This window comes from Caballeronia hypogeia, from assembly GCF_001544875.2.
GTDB classification, from domain to species: domain Bacteria; phylum Pseudomonadota; class Gammaproteobacteria; order Burkholderiales; family Burkholderiaceae; genus Caballeronia; species Caballeronia hypogeia.
The window spans coordinates 54097-73938 of sequence record NZ_FCOA02000025.1; the positions used below are offsets into that span (position 1 = coordinate 54097).

Consider the following 19842-nt stretch of genomic DNA (forward strand, 5'->3'; position numbering starts at 1 on the left):
CTTTCGGGGCCGCTTTTTCATTGCGCAGGTCGGGAGTCACGCGCCTTCCGTCAACGCCCGAATTGTCGGTAAATTGCGCCAGTAACCCTTCGCATCCATGCCGCAGCCGAAAACGTAGCGATTCGGCACTTCGAACCCGCAGAAATCCGGACGCAACGGCTTCGCCTTCGGGATGATCTTCTCGCACAGCACCGCCGAGAGAAACGTCTTCGCGCCCATCGCCATGATGCGGTCGCGGATCGCGGCCATGGTTTCGCCTTCGTCGAGGATGTCGTCGAGCACGAGCACCACGCGATCCTTCACCGATTCCGCCGGCGCCACGCGCCACTGCATCTCGCTGCCGCCCTTGATTGCGTTGCGGTAGCGCGTCAGGTGGATGTAATCGAACTCGAGCGGGAAATCCAGATGCGGCAGCAGCATGCCGGTGAACACGGCCGCGCCTCCCATGACCGAGAGCACGAGCGGGAAGTCGTCTTTCGTCGCCGCCTTGATGGCCGCGGCCATCTTGCCGATCGATGCGTTGACTTCGTCAGCCGTCACGATCTCTTCGGAGTGGCTGAAAATATGGAGGGCTTCTTCGCGGTTCATAGGGAAAGCGGGGGAAAGGCAGACTTCTTAGTGTGGAAAAAAACAGCGGCATGCGCCATATGATAAACCCGCGCTTCAATCGCGTCGGGCGACGCGCGAAAACGCGGGTTCGTATTTCTGTGCGGTCAACGCATTCCGGGCAACATGCCCTTCATGCCGCGCATCATCTTCTGCAGGTTGCCGCCTTTCAGCTTCTTCATCATGCCGCGCATCTGCTCGTACTGATTGAGCATGCGGTTCACTTCCTGAACGTGCACGCCCGCGCCCGCCGCGATGCGCCGCTTGCGCGCCGCCTTGATGAGCTCGGGTTTCGCGCGCTCCTGCAGGGTCATCGAATTGATGATGCCTTCCATGCGGCGCATCTGCTTCTCGGCGTTGTTCATGTCCGCGCCCTGCGCGGCTTGCTGGAACTGCGCGGGCAGTTTGTCCATGAGCGACGACAGGCCGCCCATGTTCTTCATCTGCGCGAGTTGAGCCTTGAAGTCGTTCAGGTCGAAGTCGCCGCCTTTCTTGACCTTGTCGGCGAGCTTCTGCGCGGCTGCCGTGTCGACGCCGCGCTGCGCTTCCTCGACGAGCGCGAGAATGTCGCCCATGCCGAGAATCCGGTTCGCCATGCGGTCCGGATGGAACACTTCGAGGCCGTCGAGCTTTTCCGCGACGCCGACGAACTTGATCGGCTTGCCGGTGACGTGACGCACCGAGAGCGCCGCGCCGCCGCGGGAATCGCCGTCGAGCTTGGTGAGCACGACGCCGGTGAGCGGCAGCGCGTCGTTGAACGCTTTCGCCGTGTTGACCGCGTCCTGACCCAGCATGGCGTCGACGACAAACAGTGTTTCAGCGGGCCTCAGGAGATCGTGCAGTTCGCTGATCTCCTTCATCATCGCTTCGTCGATACCGAGACGGCCGGCCGTGTCGACGATCACGACATCGTGATAGTGACGCTTCGCCCAGTCGATCGCCGCGCGGGCGATATCCGCCGGCTTCTGATTCGGCTCCGACGGGAAGAAATCCGCGCCGACCTGTTCGGTCACCGTCTGCAACTGACGGATGGCGGCGGGGCGGTACACGTCGACCGAAACGGTCAGCACTTTCTTCTTTTGCTTCTCGCGCAGGAGCTTGGCGAGCTTGCCGGAGGTCGTGGTTTTACCCGCGCCCTGAAGGCCCGCCATGAGAATGACGGCGGGCGGCGCGACGGCGAGATTCAGCTCGGCCGCCTTGCCTTCGTAATCGCCGCCGATCACGGCCGTCAGTTCCTTCTGCACGACACCGACGAGCGCCTGACCCGGCGACAGGCTGGACAGCACTTCCTCGCCGAGCGCCTTTTCCTTCACCTTCGCGATGAACTCGCGCACGACTGGCAGCGCCACGTCCGCTTCGAGCAGGGCGAGGCGGACTTCGCGCAGCATCTCCTGCGTGTTGGCCTCGGTGAGGCGGGCCTCGCCGCGCAGCGTCTTGACGACGCGCGCCATCCGTTGAGTGAGGTTATCGAGCATGGGGAAACGGTAGAGAATTCGACCCTTGTTTTTGCCGCGATGCGATGCAACGCCGCATCGACGCGCCCCGCGCTGCCGCAAGGGTGAAGACGTCGCGAGTGTGGGGCCTAGTGTAAACTTCGAACATGGATATTGTACTGTATGCCCTCACTGCGCTTCTCTACGGCGGACTGGCCGTAGCGGGCTGGCGCGCGCATCGCCATACGGCGGTGGAACCGGCGCTGGCCGGCGTGCCTGCCGGGATCGCGCGGGCGGCGCCTTCGAAGGCGTCGGGCATGGGTGGAATCGGCCGCGCTCTATTATTAATAGCGCTGCTCGTGCACGGCGTGCTGCTGCACACCACCATCTTCCCTCAGAACGCGATGATCTTCGGCTTCGCGTTCGCGCTGTCCGCGATGTTCTGGCTCGGCGCAGGCATCTACTGGATCGAAAGTTTCTTTTTCCCGCTCGACGGCTTGCGGCTGCTCGTGCTGCCGCTCGCCTTCGTGGCTTCGCTGCTGCCGCTCGTTTTCGGCGGCGTGCGCGTGCTGTCGTACTCCGCCGCTCCGATGTTCAAGCTGCACTTCCTGATCGCCAACATCGCATACGGTCTCTTCGCGATCGCCGCACTGCACGCCGTGCTCATGCTGCTGCTCGAACGTCGCCTTCAACGCATGCGCGGTCTGTCGACGCGTCATACCGGCAGCAGCTGGCTTTCGAGCTGGCTCGACACGCTGCCGCCGCTGCTCACGCTCGAGAAGCTGCTGTTCCGCCTGATCGCGGCGGGCTTCGTGCTGCTCACGCTGACGCTCGTGTCAGGCGTCGCGTTCAACGAACAGTTGCTCAATCGTGCGCTGCAATTCGATCACAAGACCGTGTTCGCCTTCCTTTCCTGGCTGATGTTCGGCGCGTTGCTCACCGCGCGCCGCATCTCCGGGTGGCGCGGACGCGCCGCGTTGCGCTGGGTGCTGGCGTCGTTCGTCGCGCTGCTGCTTGCCTATGTGGGAAGCCGCTTCGTGTTCGAAGTGCTGCTGCATCGCGCGGTCGTCTGAGTGTCGGATCGTCCGAACGCGTGCACTTTTACTCGCCATTGAATCGATGCGAAATTTCCTCTTTCTGATCGTCCTCTTCTTCCTGGGGCAGTGGCTCCTGAAGAAGCTGCGCCGCGCCAACGAGCGCGCGCAACAGGGTGACACTCAATCGGGCGCCGGCACAGCCGGCAACGCGAGCGCGGGCGGCACGTTCGGCGCACGCCGCGCGCGTACCAACGGCAACGGCAACGGCGCGGCGACGGGCAACCCGCCGCAACTCGCCGATCCGCTCATCCGCTGCGCGCAATGCGGCGTGCACACGCCGCGCAGCGAGTCGATCATCGTGGCGGGCGAACGCTTCTGCTGCGCCGATCACGCGCGCCATTACGCGAGCCGCCCGGCTGGCCGCGACGCGCGATGAACAACGTGCACATCCCGTCGAAGCGCGAGCCGCATATTGACACAGAAGGCTGGCTCACGAACGCCACGCGCCTGCCGTCGCCGAACTTCGAGGCGCGCCCCGGCGACGCAGTGCCGACGCTCATCGTCGTGCACAACATCAGCCTGCCGCCCGACGACTTCACCACGAACGCGATCGCCGACTTCTTCCTCAACCGGCTCGATCACGACGCGCATCCGTACTTCGATCATCTGCGCGGCATGCGCGTCTCGGCGCACTTCGTGATTCGCCGCGACGGCTGTGTCGAGCAATTCGTTTCCTGCGATGAACGCGCGTGGCACGCGGGCGTCTCGTCGTTCTGCGGACGCGAGCGCTGCAACGATTTCTCCATCGGCATCGAGCTCGAAGGCAGCGACCGCATGCCTTTCGAAGACGCGCAATACCAAGCGCTCGTAACGCTCGCGCGCATCATCGTGCAGCGTTATCCGATCGATGCGATCGCCGGTCACTCGGACATCGCGCCCGGCCGCAAGACCGATCCCGGTCCTCACTTCGACTGGCCGCGCCTGCGTCATGACAGCGCGTTGCCTCCGTCGTTCTTCCCCTTTCAGTCCAACATCTGAGCGTCGCGTAAGGTCTTTCTCGCTGCGGCGCAACAGCGTCGCGCGCGAGGCCTTGCCGCGCTTCGGAGTAGCAAAAGTCAACCCCGTAATCGCAGACTCAGGGCAAATAAAACTTTTTGAGACTACGGGGATGTCCACTATACTTGGTGCCGAAAGACGTACTTTGCACTAGATCTTGTGTTGTCAAGGCGGCGCCCGCTCCGTTTGAGCCGGCGCCGTCGGCTTTCCGGCGTAACAGAAGTCTGGCTGGCCCGGGGCGATGCGCGAGACGGTTTCTCTTTGCGAGGAGAGAGCCGCCGGGCGCATCGAGCGCCAGCGAGCAGCACCGTGAAGAACGCATGCAAGTGAACGTGAGTTGCGTCGACCGATACCGCGCGCCAACGCGGGCACCGCGTGAGACGCCAGAAACAATGCGGGCCGAAAGCGCCGCGATTCGCGATTCCCGAGCCTGCTGTATTCACAGCCTGGCTTTACCGCCAAAACACCGCGCGAGCTTCATGACGAGTGTCCTGACGCGCGCGGCATAAGTGATAAATCCGCGGACCATCCGCACCATTCGAACACCAGGAGTTTTGCAAATGCAAACCACCGAAAACGCCACGACTTCCTTCGAGGGCGCATCCGCACAGCCGATGGGCGGTGCGCAAGCCGCCGGCGCCGCTCAGGCGCTCGCGCCGAACACGACGTTTGCCGACTACAAAGTCATCCGTCGCAACGGAAGCGTGGTGTCGTTCGAGCCGACGAAGATCGCGATCGCCGTGACGAAGGCGTTCATCGCCGTGAACGGCGGCCAAGGCGCCGCCTCCGCGCGCGTGCGCGAGCTCGTCGACCAGCTGACGCAAGCGGTCGTGCGCGCGCTCGTGCGCAGCCGTCCGCATGGCGGCACGTTCCATATCGAAGACATTCAGGATCAGGTCGAACTCGCGCTGATGCGCGGCGGCGAGCACAACGTCGCGCGTGCTTACGTGCTGTATCGCGAGAAGCGTACGCAGCAGCGTTCGGCGGAGCGCGCGGATGCACAGAACGCGCAGCCGCACGAAGGCGCGATCAACGTGACGGACAACGGCGTCACGCGTCCGCTGGACATGGAAGCGCTCAAGGCGCTGATCGTCTCCGCATGCGCCAATCTGGGCGACGCGGTGTCCGCCGAGCCGATCGTCGCGGAAACGGTGAAGAATCTGTACGACGGCGTGCCGATGTCGCAGGTCTATGATTCGGCCATTCTCGCCGCGCGCACGATGATCGAGAAAGATCCGGCGTACAGCCAGGTCACCTCGCGCATCCTCCTGCACACGATCCGCCGCGAAATTCTCGAAGAGGAAGTGACGCAAGCCGAAATGGGCGACCGTTACGTCGAATACTTCCCGCAGTTCATCAAGCGCGGCGTCGAAGCCGGCCTGCTCGACGACAAGCTGCAGCAATTCGATCTGAAGCGCCTGGGCGCCGCGCTCGACGCGAACCGCGATCTGCAATTCGGCTATCTCGGCCTGCAGACGCTGTACGACCGCTACTTCCTGCACGTCGAGGGTACGCGCATCGAGTTGCCGCAGGCATTCTTCATGCGTGTGGCGATGGGTCTGTCGCTCAACGAGATCGACCGCGAAGCCCGCGCCATCGAGTTCTATAACGTGCTGTCGTCGTTCGACTTCATGTCGTCCACGCCGACGCTGTTCAACTCGGGCACGCATCGCTCGCAGTTGTCGTCGTGCTATCTGACGACCGTTTCCGACGACCTCGACGGCATCTACGAAGCGCTCAAGGAAAACGCGCTGCTCTCGAAGTTCGCGGGCGGCCTCGGCAACGACTGGACGCGCGTGCGCGCGCTCGGCTCGCACATCAAGGGCACGAACGGCAAGTCGCAAGGCGTGGTGCCGTTCCTGAAGGTCGTGAACGACACGGCAGTCGCGGTGAATCAGGGCGGCAAGCGCAAGGGCGCGGTGTGCGCGTATCTCGAATCGTGGCACCTCGACATCGAGGAATTCCTCGAACTGCGCAAGAACACGGGCGATGACCGTCGCCGCACGCACGACATGAACACGGCGAACTGGATTCCCGACCTGTTCATGAAGCGTGTCGTCGAAGGCGGCGACTGGACGCTGTTCTCGCCGTCGACCTGCCCGGACCTGCACGATCTGTTCGGCGCGGACTTCGAAAAGGCGTATGTCGCTTACGAAGAGAAAGCTGCGCGCGGCGAAATCAAGCTGTTCAAGAAGCTGCCGGCCGCGCAACTGTGGCGCAAGATGCTGGGCATGCTGTTCGAGACGGGCCATCCGTGGATCACGTTCAAGGATCCGTGCAATGTGCGCTCGCCGCAGCAGCACGTCGGCGTCGTGCACTCGTCGAACCTGTGCACGGAAATCACGCTGAACACGAGCGAGACGGAAATCGCCGTGTGCAACCTGGGCTCGGTGAACCTCGTCGCGCACATGATCAAGCAGGCAGACGGTTCGTTCGCGCTGGATCACGCGAAGCTCAAGCGCACGATCAGCGTCGCGATGCGCATGCTCGACAACGTCATCGACATCAATTACTACGCGGTGCCGAAGGCGCGTAACTCGAACCTGAAGCATCGTCCGGTCGGCATGGGCATCATGGGCTTCCAGGACTGCCTGCATCTGCTGCGCACGCCGTACGCGTCGGGCGAGGCGGTGGAGTTCGCGGACCGCTCGATGGAAGCCGTCTGCTACTACGCTTACTACGCGTCGACGGAACTCGCGGAAGAGCGCGGCCGTTACGCGACGTATCGCGGCTCGCTGTGGGATCGCGGCATTCTTCCGCAGGATTCGCTGAAGCTGCTGGCCGAAGCGCGTGGCGGTTATGTTGAAGTGGATTCGTCGGAATCGATGGACTGGCCGGAACTGCGCTCGCGTATCGCGACGCACGGCATGCGCAACTCGAACTGCGTGGCGATCGCGCCGACGGCGACGATCTCCAACATCATCGGCGTCTCCGCGTGCATCGAGCCGACCTTCCAGAACCTGTACGTGAAGTCGAATCTGTCGGGCGAATTCACGGTCGTCAACGACTACCTCGTGCGCGATCTGAAGGCACGCGGCCTGTGGGACGAAGTGATGGTGTCGGATCTGAAGTACTTCGACGGCACGCTCTCGCGCATCGATCGCATTCCGGCGGATCTCCGCGCGATCTACGCGACCGCGTTCGAAGTCGATCCGAAGTGGCTGGTCGAAGCGGCGTCGCGCCGTCAGAAGTGGATCGATCAGGCGCAGTCGCTGAACATCTACATGGCGGGCGCGTCGGGCAAGAAGCTCGATGAGGTCTACAAGCTCGCGTGGATCCGCGGTCTCAAGACCACGTACTACCTCCGCACGATGGCGGCGACGCACGTCGAGAAGTCGACGGTCGCGCACGGCGCGCTGAACGCAGTGCCGTCGGGCGATGGCGGCAACGGTGCATCGGGTGCGCAGGGCGGCTTCGGTGGCGTGTCGGGCGGTGCTTCGTCGGCGGGCAATGGCGGCTTCAACGCGGCAGCGGCGAGCGCGCCGGCAGTCGAAGCCGCTCCGGAGGCCGACGGCCCTGTCTGCATGATGCGTCCGGGCGACCCGGGCTTCGACGAGTGCGAGGCTTGCCAGTAACGGTGGGTTGAGCCGGTTCCGCGGGCCGGCATCGGAGCAGCGTGACGCTCCGGTGCCGGCCCGTTTGTTTTGCGGTGCGTTCGAGCGGATGGAACGTCGAGGGTGTCGAAAGAGGGAAGTGCTTCAGCCGCGCGTGCCGCGCGAGATTTCATGGCCGGCATCGTGCGCGAGGCGCGCGGTGATCGGCATCGAAACGAAAGAGAACAGGCCGACGACGAGGAACGCGGGCCAGAAGTCGGACCATTGCACGCTCGCATGACCGTTCAGATACTGCGAGAGTTCGAGCGTGATGCCCGCCACCGTGACGCCCAGACCGAGCGACACCTGCTGCACGAAGCTCGCGAGACTGGTCGCGCGGCCCACGTCGCGCGTTTCGATCTCCGCATACGCGAGCGAGTTGAGGCTCGTGAACTGCAACGCAGGGAAGAAGCCGCCGAGCAGCACGACGACCCAGATTACCCAGGTCGGTGTGCCGGGGAAGAACGTGCCGCACGCCGCAATGGCGATGCCCGACAGCGCCGCGTTGTAGAAGAGCGTCTGACGGAAGCCGAAGCGATGCAGCAGGCGCGAGGCGAGCGAGCGCATGAACATGCCGCCGAACGCGGACGCGCAGGTGATCGCGCCTGACTTGAACGCGGTCATGCCGAGACCTTCCTGCAGCGCGAGGGGCAGAAGGAAAGGCACTGCGCCGAGTCCGATCCGGAACATCGAACCGCCGAGCACGCTCGCCTGAAAAGTCGGTACGCGGAAGAAGCGCAGGTCGAGCAGCGGTTTGTCGGCGCGACGCGCGTGGATGCAGTACAGCACGGCCATCAGCGCGCCGGCGGCGCACATCGCATAGGCGATGCCCGACGGAATCAGCTCGCCGCCAACCAGCGAGAGCCCGAGCAACAGCAGCACGCCCGCGCCGGCCGAGAGGAAGAAGCCGAACCAGTCGAGCCGGCCCGGATGTTCCTCGCGCGAGTTGGTGATGTGCCGGTTCGTCAGCCAGATGCCAAGGATGCCGATCGGAATGTTGATGAAGAAGATCAGGCGCCAGTGCAGATAGGTGGTGATGAAGCCGCCCAGCAGAGGACCGGCCGCGGGTCCGAGCATGGCGGGCACCGAGAGATAGTTCATCGCGCGAATGAACTCCGAGCGGCGCACCGAGCGGAAGATGATGATGCGCCCGACCGGCACCATCATCGCGCCACCGACGCCCTGGATGAAGCGCGCGACGGTGAACGGTCCGAGCGAAGTCGACGCGGCGCACAACAGCGAGCCGACCACGAAGATGCCGATCGCCGTGCGGAACACGACGCGAGCGCCGAAGCGGTCGGCGACCCAGCCGCAGATCGGAATGAAGACGCCGAGTCCGAGCACGTAGCTCGTGACGGCAACTTTCAGTGTGACGGGATCGCGGCCAAAGGCGCGCGCCATTTCGGGAATCGCGGTGACGATGACGTTGGCGTCGACGCTTTCCATGAACATCGCACACGCGACGATGAGAGGGGCAATGAAAGCTTTGGCGACAAGCGGCATGGTGAAGACGCGATCAACTCTTGGCGGCAAGAGCGGCGATTATGGCATCGATATGGAGCAGTCGCTGAAGGATTGAGGCGCGCTGCGTGCTGCGAAGAACATTGAACGAAAGGTGATGGAGCGATGGACCCGCAAGACCTGCAACGACTCGTCACGATGACGATGCCCTACGGCAAGTACAAGGACCGAATCATCGCCGATCTGCCTGGTCACTATCTCGCGTGGTTCGCGCGTGAGGGTTTTCCAGAGGGCAAGCTCGGCAAGCTGCTCGCGTTGATGCATGAGATCGACCACAACAACTTGCGCTCGCTGCTCGATCCATTGCGCGGTCGCTGAGGCTTGCGTAGCGGGTTTTGCAGGTGAGTCGGAAGGTCGCGTAAACACGCTATAGGTTGTATCGACGAGATTTGCAAGCACAAGATATTGTGGAAATAAGAGGCGCCGAATGCTAGACTTCCGCAACGAATTCGAAGCACGCAGCAGCGGCGAAAGGCAGGATCGAAGGGCTGCGGCGAGTGTGTTTCGAGTGAAGCGAAGTGCGTTCGATGACACGCATCGCAGGTCATCGAAGAGAGCGAGTCGAGGTAGCAAGTTCATCGCGCATCGAGCAACTCGCGACACATGTTTTGCATCGCATCGCGATGACATCAGCAGATGCCATCGACACGACGAAGCACGTCATGCTTCGAAGCGTGCGCGATCGAACGCAGAGCAATGAGTCATCGTTCGCAACGAAGCGCGGCCTGCTTCGCATCGTGCCACGTGCGTCGGTCGCAAAGCCTTGTGTGGCAAGGCTCTCAAGGCATCGATGAAGTCATGCCGAAGCACGCTTCGACGTCTTCGCAGTCACTCGCTGAGGACCGCTTCACACACGATTCAAGCGACATCGCATCACGCTTCACACACATGGCCACGCGCTGAGTGTTGTATGCAGGTAGCAACGCCGAATCTAAATCGCAAGAAAACGAGAATTTTCATGAGCAAACTCTTTTAACGCTCATGAAAAGATGGTACAAACCGATCTAAATTGATGGTGAGAATTTATGCTCAACTGGGATGACGAGACCACTGCCGTAGCTCCCTCGAGCGCTTCGCAACAGAACGCGTTGCGTCATGCTCAAGGCACGACTTTCGGTACGCAAGGCGCAGCGCAAGTTGCCCATGCTCATCAAGCTGCCCATCAGACTGCACAGGCGAACTCGACGAACATCTTCTCCGATGGCTTCGTTCCGCCCGCAGCCGCAACTCCTTCGGCCGGCGCGATCGCCGCGCAGAGCGAAGCGCGCGTCAATGTCGCCGACAAGCGCATCATCAACGGCAAGACCGACGTCAATCAGCTGGTTCCGTTCAAGTACAAGTGGGCGTGGGAGAAGTACCTCGCCGGCTGCGCGAACCACTGGATGCCGCAGGAAGTGAACATGTCGCGCGACATCGCCCTGTGGAAAGACCCGAACGGTCTCTCGGACGACGAGCGCCGCATCGTCAAACGCAATCTCGGCTTCTTCGTCACGGCGGACTCGCTCGCCGCGAACAACATCGTGCTCGGCACGTACCGTCACATCACCGCTCCGGAGTGCCGCCAGTTCCTGCTGCGCCAGGCGTTCGAAGAGGCGATCCACACGCACGCGTACCAGTACATCGTCGAATCGCTGGGCCTCGACGAGAGCGAGATTTTCAATGCGTATCACGAAGTCAAATCGATCCGCGACAAGGACGAGTTCCTGATTCCGTTCATCAATACGCTGACGGACCCGGCCTTCACCACCGGCACGCTGGAAGCGGACCAGAAATTGCTGAAGTCGTTGATCGTGTTCGCCTGCATCATGGAAGGGCTGTTCTTCTATGTGGGCTTTACGCAGATTCTGGCGCTGGGTCGTCAGAACAAGATGACGGGCGCGGCGGAGCAGTATCAGTACATCCTCCGTGACGAATCGATGCACTGCAATTTCGGCATCGACCTCATCAACCAGATCAAGCTGGAAGAGCCGCAACTGTGGACCGCCGAATTCAAGGCAGAGATCCGCGAGCTCTTCAAGCAGGCTGTCGATCTTGAATATCGCTACGCTGAAGACACCATGCCGCGCGGGGTTCTCGGCCTGAACGCGTCGATGTTCAAGAGCTATCTGCGGTTTATCTGCAATCGGCGTTGCCAGCAGATCGGACTGGACGCGCTCTACCCGAACGAGGAAAACCCGTTCCCGTGGATGAGCGAAATGATCGACTTGAAGAAGGAACGCAACTTCTTCGAGACACGCGTGATTGAGTATCAAACCGGCGGCGCGCTGACCTGGGAATAATAAAAATCCAGGACGTGTTGCAGACGAAATCGATGGGAAGGCCAGGCAGCAGCGTGTCGCTCACGCGCGCCTGACCGACAAGGTTTAGGAGAACGGTCGCCTGATGCAAAGTGCGCCTACTGACTTGGCGGGCCGAGTGGCCCGAATAGAAGACAGGCGTTTTGCGATCCCTGAAAAGGGATGGGCAAACTTCCCCCCGGAAAATGCCAGCGGCATGCTCGCTGGCTCGATCAAGCGATGGCCGGCGCTGCTTACGAGCGGTGCTGACTCAATTTGGCGCGCGGTGCCTCGGGGCACGGCGCGCCTTGCCGTATTCATTAGCGTAAGCAGGTGGGATCAGCGTACGCCGATGAATAATCCGCTTCGTAGCGTGCGTTATCGAGAAGGCGACACGTGGGAAGCGGGTTTTGACGAAGGGTGTTGTTTGAACTGACTCTCATCTGAAAACCTGAAGGAGAAAAATCATGGCAGTTGCCAAGAAAAAACCCGCCGCCAAGAAGGCTGCAGCAAAGAAAGTCACCGCCAAGAAGGCCGCTCCGGCGAAGAAGGTTGCCGCCAAGAAGGTCGCTGTGAAGAAGGTTGCAGCGAAGAAAGTAGCGGCGAAGAAGGTCGCGGCGAAGAAGGTTGCAGCGAAGAAGGTCGCAGCGAAGAAAGTGGCAACCAGGAAGGTCGCAGCAAAGAAAGTAGCGGCGAAGAAGGTTGCAGCGAAGAAGGTCGCGGCCAAGAAGGCGCCCGCGAAGAAAGCCGCAGCGAAGAAAGTCGCGGCCAAGAAAGTAGCCGCGAAGAAGGTCGCAGCCAAGAAGGCGCCTGCGAAGAAGGCCGCTGCGAAGAAGGCGCCCGCGAAGAAGGCTGCGGCGAAGAAGGCCGCCGCGAAAAAGGCTCCCGCGAAAAAGGCTGCGGCGAAAACCGCCGCCGCTGCGCCTGCTCCTGCCGCGAAAAAGGCCCCCGCGAAAAAGGCTCCGGCCAAGAAGGCTCCGGCCAAGAAGGCCGCTGCTGCGAAGAAGACCACGGCTGCCGCTCCTGCAACGACGGCAACGACCGTATCGGCGCCTGCTCCGGCTCCGGCCGCTGCGGTCAAGACGGCGTTGAATCCGGCAGCTGCATGGCCGTTCCCGACCGGCAGCCGTCCGTAAGCACTCGCGGTACGCATCACCCAGGCACAGCGTGCTGTGTCATGAGTCCGGGTAGGCCTACCCGGCCTGAACCCGTCGCCGGCGCAACCCGGCGGCGGGTTTTTCGTTTCGGCGAACGAACTTCGAATCCGGTCACGCCGTGAATGCGCGTGCCAAAGCAAAAGCGCATGTATCTTTCGATGCATGCGCTTTTGCCGGAACCGGACGCTCACTTTGAAACGCTGCGTCTAATCCTCGGTTGAATGGACCAGTGCAGATCAGTGCGTGACGCGCGTGACGCCACCGCTCGACAGCAGACGCACCCGCTCGCCCGCCTGGAACACTTCACCGTTCGCGGTCTGGGTGATCGCGCGCAGATCGCCGTTGTCGAGGCGCACCGTGATTTCCAGACCGTTCTTCATCGCGACGCTGTTCTCCACGGCGTTGCCCGCCACCGCACCCGCCAGGCCGCCAATGATGCCCGCGATGATCGAGCCGTTGCCACCGCCGATCGCGCTTGCCGCCGCGACGCCGCCCAGCGCGCCACCGCCGATGGTGCCGAGACCCGTTGGCTGGCCGTTGTTCGAGCTGATCTTCACGCCGCGCACGCTCTCGACGGTCGCCATGCGCACCGTTTCTTCGCGCTGCGCCTGCGACGCCGTGTAGACGTCCGAAGAGCTGCTGTTGTAGGCGCATCCAGTCAGCGCCACCGAGCCGACGAGCGCCATTGCCAGCGCGATACGACTAACCGTTTTCATTCCTTTACTCCACTCATTCGAACAGGCTGCTTCCAAATGTCTGCCTGAAACGTTCTTCGATTTCGGCGCGCGTCGGCGCGTAGGTTTGCGGCCCCTGATGCTCGATTTTCAGCGACCCCATCAGACTCGCGAGACGACCCGTTTTCTCCCAGCCAAGCTTGTTTTCGATGCCGTACAGCAGGCCGCCGCGGAATGCGTCGCCGCAACCGGTAGGATCGATTACCTGACGCGCCTGCACGACGGGAATTTCCAGCATGCCACCTTCGTGATAGATCTGCGCGCCGTGTTCGCCGCGGGTGATCACGAGGGCATCGACGCGGCTCTTGATCTCTTCGATCGACCAGCCGGTCTTGTTGCTCAACAACTTGGCTTCGTAATCGTTGACCGCCACGTAGGTGGCGAGTTCAATCATGCGACGAAGTTCCACACCTTCGAGAATCGGCAGACCCTGGCCCGGATCGAACACGAACGGCACGCCCGCGCGCGCGAATCCTTCGGCGTGCTCGCGCATGCCCTGAGCACCATCCGGCGCGACGATGCCGAGCGAAATACCGCGCGCTTCCTCGGTGCGGTTCTGGTGCGAATCCATCATCGCGCCGGGGTGGAACGCGGTGATCTGGTTGTTCGCGAGATCGGTCGTGATGAAGCATTGCGCCGAGTGCTGGTCGGGCAGCACGCGCACGTATTCCTTCGACAAGCCGAGCGCGTCGAGCCGGTCGATGTACAACTGCGCGTCCGCCTCGCCGAGCGTCGCCATGATCTTCGCCTCGCCGCCGAGCAGCTTCAGCGCATAAGCGATGTTGCCCGCGCAGCCGCCGAAGTTGCGTCGCATCGTCGGCACCAGGAAGCTGATGTTCAGCATGTGCACCTGGTCCGGCAGGATATGGTCGCCGAAGCGGCCCTGGAAGGTCATGATGTTGTCGTAGGCGAGCGAGCCGCAGATGAGCGTAGCCAAGGCGAACGTCCTTTACGTGGGAATTCGGTGGGAATCCGGAATGAGAGAAGTCGCATACGGCGCGCGGCGAGCGTCTCACGGCGCCTCGTATGCGCGGACCGTTCTCGCGAAAGAGCGGTCCGCCAGGGAGGTTACTTCAGTGCGGCGAGGGCTGCGTCGTAGTTCGGTTCCTGCTTGATTTCGGACACCAGTTCCGAATGCAGAACCTTGTTGTTCTCGTCCAGCACGACAACGGCGCGCGCCGTCAGGCCGCGCAGCGGGCCGCTCGTGATGTCGACGCCATACGCTTGCGCGAATTCATGGCCGCGGAACGTGGAGGCCGAGGTCACGTTCTCGATGCCTTCGGTCGAGCAGAAACGCTTCATCGCGAAAGGCAGGTCGCCCGAGACGACGACGACCACGGTGTTGTCCAGCTTGCCGGCGGCTTCGTTGAACTTGCGCGTGGAAGTGGCGCAGGTCGGCGTGTCGAGGCTCGGGACGATGTTCAGCACCTTGCGCTTGCCGGCGAAGCTCGCCAGCTTGACGTCGCCGAGATCCGTGCCGACGAGCGTGAATTCCGGTGCCTGTTGTCCGGCGGCCGGGAACGTGCCGCTGACGTCGATGGGATTGCCGCCGAGGGTAACTTGACTCATGTTGCGCTCCAGAGAATTGTCAGATGCTGACGGGAAAATCGCGCGAGCCCGAACCGGGAGGCCGGGACGCGCGTCGTGTGGAACCGGGTCGAAGCGTTTCTACCTTGAAGCACGACGCGCGAGTCGCGTCACGGATAGAACACCTGAACCCGGTAATTCGCGGCGACCGCATCGCCCGTATCCAGCCGGACGACGACCGGTTGCGCGCTTTGCGGCGGAAGGCCGATGGCGAATATCGTACCCGGTCGCGCGTAATCCTGCGGCCAAAGCACGCGGCGAATCGCGACATTGTTCTTGTCGTCGAGCAGCGTGAGTTCCAGCGCCGGATAAGCCAGCGCGACATCCATCCGGTTGCGCAGCGACAGCTTCAGTTCGAGCTTGTGCGGGCCGTCCACCTGACGCAGGCCGGAACTCTCGATCTGCAATCCGTCGATGTCGCGCGGCGGCGAGACGGTGCAGCCGAGCGCGTCGCACACCTGCGAATAAAGCGCGTGCGAGCCCGGAACATTGACCATCACGGTTTCGCGCTGCCACCACGCGAGTTGAGCGACCAGCAGCAAAACCAGCAGCACCGCGATGACGCCGCCCGCGATCCGCCAGCCCGTTTTCGGACGCGCGGGGGCGTGCGCTTCCCGTGATTCGCGCGCTTCGTGTGGTTCACGCGGCTCGCGTATCGCCGGAAACGCTTCGTTCGCGCTCCTCGGATGCGCCGCGCCGCCGTGCGCCCTGGCGCCGAATCCGGGCTCGTCGTCTTCGCGCCACGTGGAGGCGGCGGCCGGCGGAGGCGCGGGGCGCACGGGCGGCGGTGCGTCGGCGGGCGCGTGCACAGGGCCGATGAACGGCTCGGCGCGATCGTCCAACGGCGCGACGAACGGCGGTGTCGTGGGCATGACGGGTGCATTCGTTTGCGCCCGGGCGTGTGTCGGGCTCGCGCCGTCGGCCGAGGGCGCGCCCACGCGGATGAACTGCTTCATGCGAGGCGGTTCGGGTGGCAGCGCGGAAGACTCGTTCGCGGCGCCGCCCTGATCGGCAGGCGCCGGCCCCTGACGCGCGCTCGTTGCGTGCGTCGGCGCGGGTGGTTTCGCGAATGCCGCCGGGTCGGCGTAGACGGTCGGATCGTTGGCTTCTTCGGGCTGCGCGGTGATGAGCGGAGGCGGCGGGGGCGCGGGCGTTTCCGCGCGCCGCGCCGGGGCCGTTCTCGCGTCGGGCGCGCCGAGATCGAGCGTGCGAGGTGCGAAGGGCTTCGGCTTTAGCGGCGGCTCGGGCAGCGCCGTCGCGCGCGCGGGCACATCGGCGGCGGCCGGGGCACGATTGGACGGACCGACGGCGGCATCGTCGTCGATGAGCGCCGCGTGCTGGGCGACATCTGACGCGGCGTTGTCATCGGGAAGCTCGAAGCGATGATGCTCGGCGTCGAACACTTCCTGACAATGCCCGCAGCGCACGCGGCCGTCATGCGGCGCGATCAGATGCGGGTCGAGTTTGAATACGGTTTCGCAGTGAGGGCAGCGGGTTGCCAGCGCCATATAAGAATTGCCGTGGCCTGACGGCCGGGTCGTGGACGATCAGACTATTTTAGTTGTTTTCGCGCCGCGTTCCGGCGAGGCACACCCAACCTTCGTGCTCGCGCCAGACGCCGATGTCGATCCACTTCGCATAAGCCGCCGCGACTTCATCGGCCTGTCGCGCCAGCACGCCCGACAGAGCGATCTTGCCGCCGGGCTTCACCTTCGATGCGAGCATCGACGCCATCAGCTTGAGCGGATTCGAGAGAATGTTCGCGACGACGATATCGAACTCGCCGGCGGGACACTCGTCGGGCAGGCCGTAGGTGACCTGCGCGTGATTGCGTTCGCTGTTCTGACGCGCCGATTCGACCGCCTGCGGGTCGATGTCGATGCCGGTTACCGGATTCGCGCCGCACTTGGCGGCGAGGATCGCGAGAATGCCGGAGCCGCAGCCGTAGTCCAGCAGCGACTCTCCCGGCTTCACCGACTGCTCCAGCCACTCCATGCACAGTCGCGTCGTCGGATGGCTGCCGGTGCCGAACGCGAGACCCGGATCGAGTTCGAGCACGAGTGCGTCGGGATCGGGCGCGTCGTGCCACGAGGGCACGACCCAGATGCGCTCGCCGATGGCAATCGGATCGAACTGAGCCTGAGTCAGGCGCACCCAATCCTGCTCCTCGACTTCGCGCACGCTGAAATCGGGTGCGTGCTGCAGGCCGATTTCGTTGGCGGCCGCCGTCAGCAGCACGGCCGGATCGGCGTCTTCGGCCAGCAACGCGACCACGCGCGAACGGTTCCACGCGCTTTTCTCGGGCACGAGACCCGGCTCGCCGAAGAGCGGCTGCTCGTCGGGCGTGTCGGCGTCCGCGTCCTCGACGGACACCGACAGTGCGCCGACATCGAGCAGCGCGTCCGACAGCGCTTCAGCGTGCTCGCGATCCAGTTCGGCGATCAGTTCCCGGTAACTCATGCTCGTGTCTCTCTTGCGATGCTCAGGACTCTTCGGCGACCGCCGCCTTACGCGCGGCCAGCTTGTTCTCGAGATAGTGGATGCTCGTGCCGCCTTCGACGAACGCCGCGTCGATCATCATCTCGCGATGCAGCGGGATGTTCGTCTGGATGCCTTCCACGACCATTTCCGACAGCGCGATGCGCATGCGGTTGATGGCCTGCTCGCGCGTCGCGCCGTAGGCGATCAGCTTGCCGATCATCGAGTCGTAGTTCGGCGGGACGAAGTAGTTGGCGTACGCGTGCGAATCGACGCGAATGCCCGGGCCGCCCGCCGTGTGCCACGACGTGATGCGTCCCGGCGAAGGCGTGAACTTGAACGGGTCTTCCGCGTTGATGCGGCATTCGATCGCGTGGCCCTTGAACTCGATGTCCTTCTGGCGGATCGAGAGCTTCTCGCCAGCGGCGATGCGAATCTGTTCCTGCACGATGTCGACGCCCGTGATGAGTTCCGTCACCGGGTGCTCGACCTGCACGCGCGTGTTCATCTCGATGAAGTAGAACTCGTTGTTCTCGTACAGGAATTCGAACGTGCCCGCGCCGAGGTAACCCATCTTCTTGCAGGCGTCGGCGCAGCGGTCGCCGATGCGCTCGATCAGACGGCGCGCGATGCCCGGCGCCGGCGCTTCCTCGATCACCTTCTGGTGGCGGCGCTGCATCGAGCAATCGCGCTCGCCGAGCCAGATGGCGTTACGGAACGAATCCGACAGCACCTGAATCTCGATGTGACGCGGATTCTCGAGGAACTTCTCCATGTACACCTGCGGATTGCCGAACGCGCGGCCCGCTTCTTCACGCGTCATGTTGACCGCGTTGACCAGCGCAGCTTCCGTATGCACCACCCGCATGCCACGTCCGCCGCCGCCGCCCGCCGCCTTGATGATGACGGGGTAGCCGATCGTGCGCGCAATCTTCACGATCTCGCGCGGATCGTCGGGCAACGCGCCTTCCGAACCCGGCACGCAGGGCACACCGGTCTTGATCATCGTCTGCTTGGCGGTGACCTTGTCGCCCATCAGACGGATGGTCTCGGGACGCGGGCCGATGAAAGTGAAGCCCGATTGCTCGACGCGCTCGGCGAAGTCGGCGTTCTCCGAAAGGAAGCCGTAGCCGGGGTGGATCGCTTCGGCGTCCGTGACCTCGGCGGCGCTGATGAGCGCCGGCATGTTCAGATAGGACAGATTCGAAGGCGCCGGTCCGATACACACGGCCTCATCGGCGAGCTTGACGTACTTCGCTTCCTTGTCGGCTTCGGAATAGACGACAACGGTTTTGACGCCCAGCTCGCGGCACGCGCGCTGGATGCGAAGCGCGATTTCGCCGCGGTTCGCAATGAGAATTTTTTCAAACATAGTGGGTCGGCTCATCAACGGGCTCGCGCGAGCGGCCCTCGGGGATCCAAACGGCGACGTGCTTCTCGGCGGATCGGATGCCGCACGAAGCGCGCCGGCGCGGTGTAGCCGGCGGCGGTTGCGAGGCGCATCCGCGGCACGGCCCGATGCGCCTTTAGTCGCCGATCACGAAGAGCGGCTGGCCGTACTCGACCGCCTGGCCGTTCTCGACGAGGATTTCCTTCACGACGCCGGCCTTGTCCGATTCGATCTCGTTCAGGAGCTTCATCGCCTCGATGATGCACAGCGTCTGGCCTTCCTTCACGGTATCGCCGACTTGCACGAACGGGTCAGCACCGGGCGACGGCGCGCGGTAGAACGAGCCGACCATCGGCGAGGTCACGACATGACCTTGCTGCGCGGCGGCAGCAGGCGCTGCGGTGGCCGGCGCGCCGATTTCGCCGGCTCCGGAGAACTGCGGCGCGGCCGGAACCTGCTGCTGCGGCGCGTATTGCGGAGCCGGCATGAAGACCGGCGCGGCGTTCTTGACGATGCGAACCTTGCCTTCGCCTTCCGTCACTTCCAGCTCCGAGATGCCGGATTCCGAGACGAGGTCGATCAGCGTTTTCAGTTTACGAAGGTCCATCGAAAAATCCCCTTTCAATACTTGGAGACCGGGCTGCCCGGTGCTTGACTTGATTTGTGGGTGTTCTGACTGCTCAGCCGCGAGCCGGCGCGGCCAGCCGTCCGACGCGCGCACACACGGTACGCGCGTCAGCGCCCGTGCATGCGCCGACGGCAACAACGGCGGCAGAATCGGTCGGCACGCAGATGGCGTTCACATGGAACGCACCGGCGTGGTCGCTTTGAAGCGCGCGCCCGAATGGCATGCGCATGACAGTTTCGGACGCCACACCGCGGCCGGCGCCGCTTTCACGGGTGCCGGACTCGACGGCGAGGTAGCCTCGTGGCGTCTGCGGAATTGTCATAGTCGCTTCGGGTTGTGCGGAATT

The 19842-nt window shown here is 63.4% G+C and carries 20 protein-coding genes; 9 read left to right on the forward strand and 11 right to left on the reverse strand.

The window, feature by feature from the left end:
- Positions 1–36: 36 nt before the first annotated feature.
- Together AWB79_RS28180 and ffh are read right to left on the reverse strand one after the other, a co-directional pair.
- A complete protein-coding gene (locus AWB79_RS28180; RefSeq protein ID WP_061170742.1) occupies positions 37–588 on the reverse strand; it encodes a hypoxanthine-guanine phosphoribosyltransferase in 552 nt (183 codons plus the stop codon).
- A 125-nt stretch (positions 589–713) separates the two neighbouring features.
- Entirely contained in the window at positions 714–2081 is a 1368-nt protein-coding gene (gene ffh, locus AWB79_RS28185) for a signal recognition particle protein (protein ID WP_061170743.1), read from the reverse strand.
- A gap of 125 nt (positions 2082–2206) precedes the next feature.
- Here ffh and AWB79_RS28190 point away from each other — a divergent pair, with 125 nt between their 5' ends.
- From AWB79_RS28190 to AWB79_RS28205, 4 genes are all read left to right on the forward strand, one after another.
- The gene (locus AWB79_RS28190; RefSeq protein ID WP_061170744.1) at positions 2207–3112 is read left to right on the forward strand and encodes a cytochrome C assembly family protein; all 906 of its coding nucleotides are present in this window, start codon (positions 2207–2209) and stop codon (positions 3110–3112) included.
- 46 nt (positions 3113–3158) lie between these two features.
- Positions 3159–3512 carry a PP0621 family protein gene (locus tag AWB79_RS28195; RefSeq protein ID WP_061170745.1) on the forward strand — a complete coding sequence of 118 codons (354 nt, stop codon included), beginning with the start codon at positions 3159–3161 and terminating at the stop codon, positions 3510–3512.
- Positions 3509–4114 carry a 1,6-anhydro-N-acetylmuramyl-L-alanine amidase AmpD gene (gene ampD, locus AWB79_RS28200; protein WP_061170746.1) on the forward strand — a complete coding sequence of 202 codons (606 nt, stop codon included), beginning with the start codon at positions 3509–3511 and terminating at the stop codon, positions 4112–4114. The genes AWB79_RS28195 and ampD overlap by 4 nt, the downstream gene beginning before the upstream one ends.
- A gap of 578 nt (positions 4115–4692) precedes the next feature.
- The gene (locus tag AWB79_RS28205) at positions 4693–7707 is read left to right on the forward strand and encodes a ribonucleoside-diphosphate reductase subunit alpha (protein WP_061170747.1); all 3015 of its coding nucleotides are present in this window, start codon (positions 4693–4695) and stop codon (positions 7705–7707) included.
- A gap of 123 nt (positions 7708–7830) precedes the next feature.
- Here the strand turns inward: AWB79_RS28205 and AWB79_RS28210 are convergent, their stop codons facing one another.
- The gene (locus AWB79_RS28210; RefSeq protein WP_061170748.1) at positions 7831–9228 is read right to left on the reverse strand and encodes an MFS transporter; all 1398 of its coding nucleotides are present in this window, start codon (positions 9226–9228) and stop codon (positions 7831–7833) included.
- Between AWB79_RS28210 and AWB79_RS40860 the strand changes: the two genes are divergently transcribed.
- The 5 genes from AWB79_RS40860 to AWB79_RS38540 all read left to right on the forward strand — a co-directional run bounded on the left by AWB79_RS40860 (position 9170) and on the right by AWB79_RS38540 (position 12658).
- Positions 9170–9304 (forward strand): hypothetical protein, encoded by a 135-nt coding sequence (locus AWB79_RS40860; RefSeq protein ID WP_269768010.1) that lies wholly within the window; start codon positions 9170–9172, stop codon positions 9302–9304. The genes AWB79_RS28210 and AWB79_RS40860 overlap by 59 nt on opposite strands.
- Before the next feature lie 47 nt (positions 9305–9351).
- Positions 9352–9564 (forward strand): DUF3820 family protein, encoded by a 213-nt coding sequence (locus AWB79_RS28215; protein WP_061170749.1) that lies wholly within the window; start codon positions 9352–9354, stop codon positions 9562–9564.
- A gap of 707 nt (positions 9565–10271) precedes the next feature.
- Complete coding sequence (locus AWB79_RS28225) at positions 10272–11525, forward strand: ribonucleotide-diphosphate reductase subunit beta (RefSeq protein WP_061170751.1); 1254 nt, start codon at positions 10272–10274, stop codon at positions 11523–11525.
- Positions 11526–11628: 103 nt separating this feature from the next.
- On the forward strand, positions 11629–11958 hold the full coding sequence (locus AWB79_RS40635) for a hypothetical protein (RefSeq protein ID WP_074169443.1): 330 nt from the start codon (positions 11629–11631) through the stop codon (positions 11956–11958).
- A 31-nt stretch (positions 11959–11989) separates the two neighbouring features.
- A complete protein-coding gene (locus AWB79_RS38540) occupies positions 11990–12658 on the forward strand; it encodes a histone H1-like DNA-binding protein (protein ID WP_074169444.1) in 669 nt (222 codons plus the stop codon).
- A gap of 257 nt (positions 12659–12915) precedes the next feature.
- On the opposite strand, the gene AWB79_RS28235 is transcribed toward AWB79_RS38540, so the two are convergent.
- The 8 genes from AWB79_RS28235 to AWB79_RS28270 all read right to left on the reverse strand — a co-directional run bounded on the left by AWB79_RS28235 (position 12916) and on the right by AWB79_RS28270 (position 19725).
- Positions 12916–13395, reverse strand: coding sequence for an outer membrane lipoprotein (locus AWB79_RS28235; RefSeq protein WP_008342914.1), 480 nt, complete (start codon positions 13393–13395; stop codon positions 12916–12918).
- A 13-nt stretch (positions 13396–13408) separates the two neighbouring features.
- Positions 13409–14350 carry a carbohydrate kinase family protein gene (locus tag AWB79_RS28240; protein WP_061170753.1) on the reverse strand — a complete coding sequence of 314 codons (942 nt, stop codon included), beginning with the start codon at positions 14348–14350 and terminating at the stop codon, positions 13409–13411.
- 131 nt (positions 14351–14481) lie between these two features.
- Positions 14482–14982 (reverse strand): thiol peroxidase, encoded by a 501-nt coding sequence (gene tpx / locus AWB79_RS28245; protein WP_061170754.1) that lies wholly within the window; start codon positions 14980–14982, stop codon positions 14482–14484.
- Between the two features lie 128 nt (positions 14983–15110).
- Complete coding sequence (locus AWB79_RS28250) at positions 15111–16508, reverse strand: zinc-ribbon and DUF3426 domain-containing protein (protein ID WP_061170755.1); 1398 nt, start codon at positions 16506–16508, stop codon at positions 15111–15113.
- 49 nt (positions 16509–16557) lie between these two features.
- Complete coding sequence (prmA, locus tag AWB79_RS28255; RefSeq protein WP_061170756.1) at positions 16558–17460, reverse strand: 50S ribosomal protein L11 methyltransferase; 903 nt, start codon at positions 17458–17460, stop codon at positions 16558–16560.
- Between the two features lie 22 nt (positions 17461–17482).
- Positions 17483–18850 (reverse strand): acetyl-CoA carboxylase biotin carboxylase subunit, encoded by a 1368-nt coding sequence (accC, locus tag AWB79_RS28260; protein ID WP_061170757.1) that lies wholly within the window; start codon positions 18848–18850, stop codon positions 17483–17485.
- Between the two features lie 154 nt (positions 18851–19004).
- Positions 19005–19475 carry an acetyl-CoA carboxylase biotin carboxyl carrier protein gene (gene accB, locus AWB79_RS28265; RefSeq protein ID WP_061170758.1) on the reverse strand — a complete coding sequence of 157 codons (471 nt, stop codon included), beginning with the start codon at positions 19473–19475 and terminating at the stop codon, positions 19005–19007.
- A 73-nt stretch (positions 19476–19548) separates the two neighbouring features.
- Complete coding sequence (locus AWB79_RS28270; protein WP_157695872.1) at positions 19549–19725, reverse strand: hypothetical protein; 177 nt, start codon at positions 19723–19725, stop codon at positions 19549–19551.
- Positions 19726–19842 lie beyond the last annotated feature (117 nt).

Coding starts and splice junctions, on each gene's coding strand:
- AWB79_RS28180 (WP_061170742.1), bottom strand. CDS start 588: ATGAACCGCGAAGAAGCCCTCCATATTTTCAGCCACTCCGAAGAGATC.
- ffh (WP_061170743.1), bottom strand. CDS start 2,081: ATGCTCGATAACCTCACTCAACGGATGGCGCGCGTCGTCAAGACGCTG.
- AWB79_RS28190 (WP_061170744.1), top strand. CDS start 2,207: ATGGATATTGTACTGTATGCCCTCACTGCGCTTCTCTACGGCGGACTG.
- AWB79_RS28195 (WP_061170745.1), top strand. CDS start 3,159: ATGCGAAATTTCCTCTTTCTGATCGTCCTCTTCTTCCTGGGGCAGTGG.
- ampD (WP_061170746.1), top strand. CDS start 3,509: ATGAACAACGTGCACATCCCGTCGAAGCGCGAGCCGCATATTGACACA.
- AWB79_RS28205 (WP_061170747.1), top strand. CDS start 4,693: ATGCAAACCACCGAAAACGCCACGACTTCCTTCGAGGGCGCATCCGCA.
- AWB79_RS40860 (WP_269768010.1), top strand. CDS start 9,170: ATGAACATCGCACACGCGACGATGAGAGGGGCAATGAAAGCTTTGGCG.
- AWB79_RS28210 (WP_061170748.1), bottom strand. CDS start 9,228: ATGCCGCTTGTCGCCAAAGCTTTCATTGCCCCTCTCATCGTCGCGTGT.
- AWB79_RS28215 (WP_061170749.1), top strand. CDS start 9,352: ATGGACCCGCAAGACCTGCAACGACTCGTCACGATGACGATGCCCTAC.
- AWB79_RS28225 (WP_061170751.1), top strand. CDS start 10,272: ATGCTCAACTGGGATGACGAGACCACTGCCGTAGCTCCCTCGAGCGCT.
- AWB79_RS40635 (WP_074169443.1), top strand. CDS start 11,629: ATGCAAAGTGCGCCTACTGACTTGGCGGGCCGAGTGGCCCGAATAGAA.
- AWB79_RS38540 (WP_074169444.1), top strand. CDS start 11,990: ATGGCAGTTGCCAAGAAAAAACCCGCCGCCAAGAAGGCTGCAGCAAAG.
- AWB79_RS28235 (WP_008342914.1), bottom strand. CDS start 13,395: ATGAAAACGGTTAGTCGTATCGCGCTGGCAATGGCGCTCGTCGGCTCG.
- tpx (WP_061170754.1), bottom strand. CDS start 14,982: ATGAGTCAAGTTACCCTCGGCGGCAATCCCATCGACGTCAGCGGCACG.
- AWB79_RS28250 (WP_061170755.1), bottom strand. CDS start 16,508: ATGGCGCTGGCAACCCGCTGCCCTCACTGCGAAACCGTATTCAAACTC.
- prmA (WP_061170756.1), bottom strand. CDS start 17,460: ATGAGTTACCGGGAACTGATCGCCGAACTGGATCGCGAGCACGCTGAA.
- accC (WP_061170757.1), bottom strand. CDS start 18,850: ATGTTTGAAAAAATTCTCATTGCGAACCGCGGCGAAATCGCGCTTCGC.
- accB (WP_061170758.1), bottom strand. CDS start 19,475: ATGGACCTTCGTAAACTGAAAACGCTGATCGACCTCGTCTCGGAATCC.
- AWB79_RS28270 (WP_157695872.1), bottom strand. CDS start 19,725: ATGCGCATGCCATTCGGGCGCGCGCTTCAAAGCGACCACGCCGGTGCG.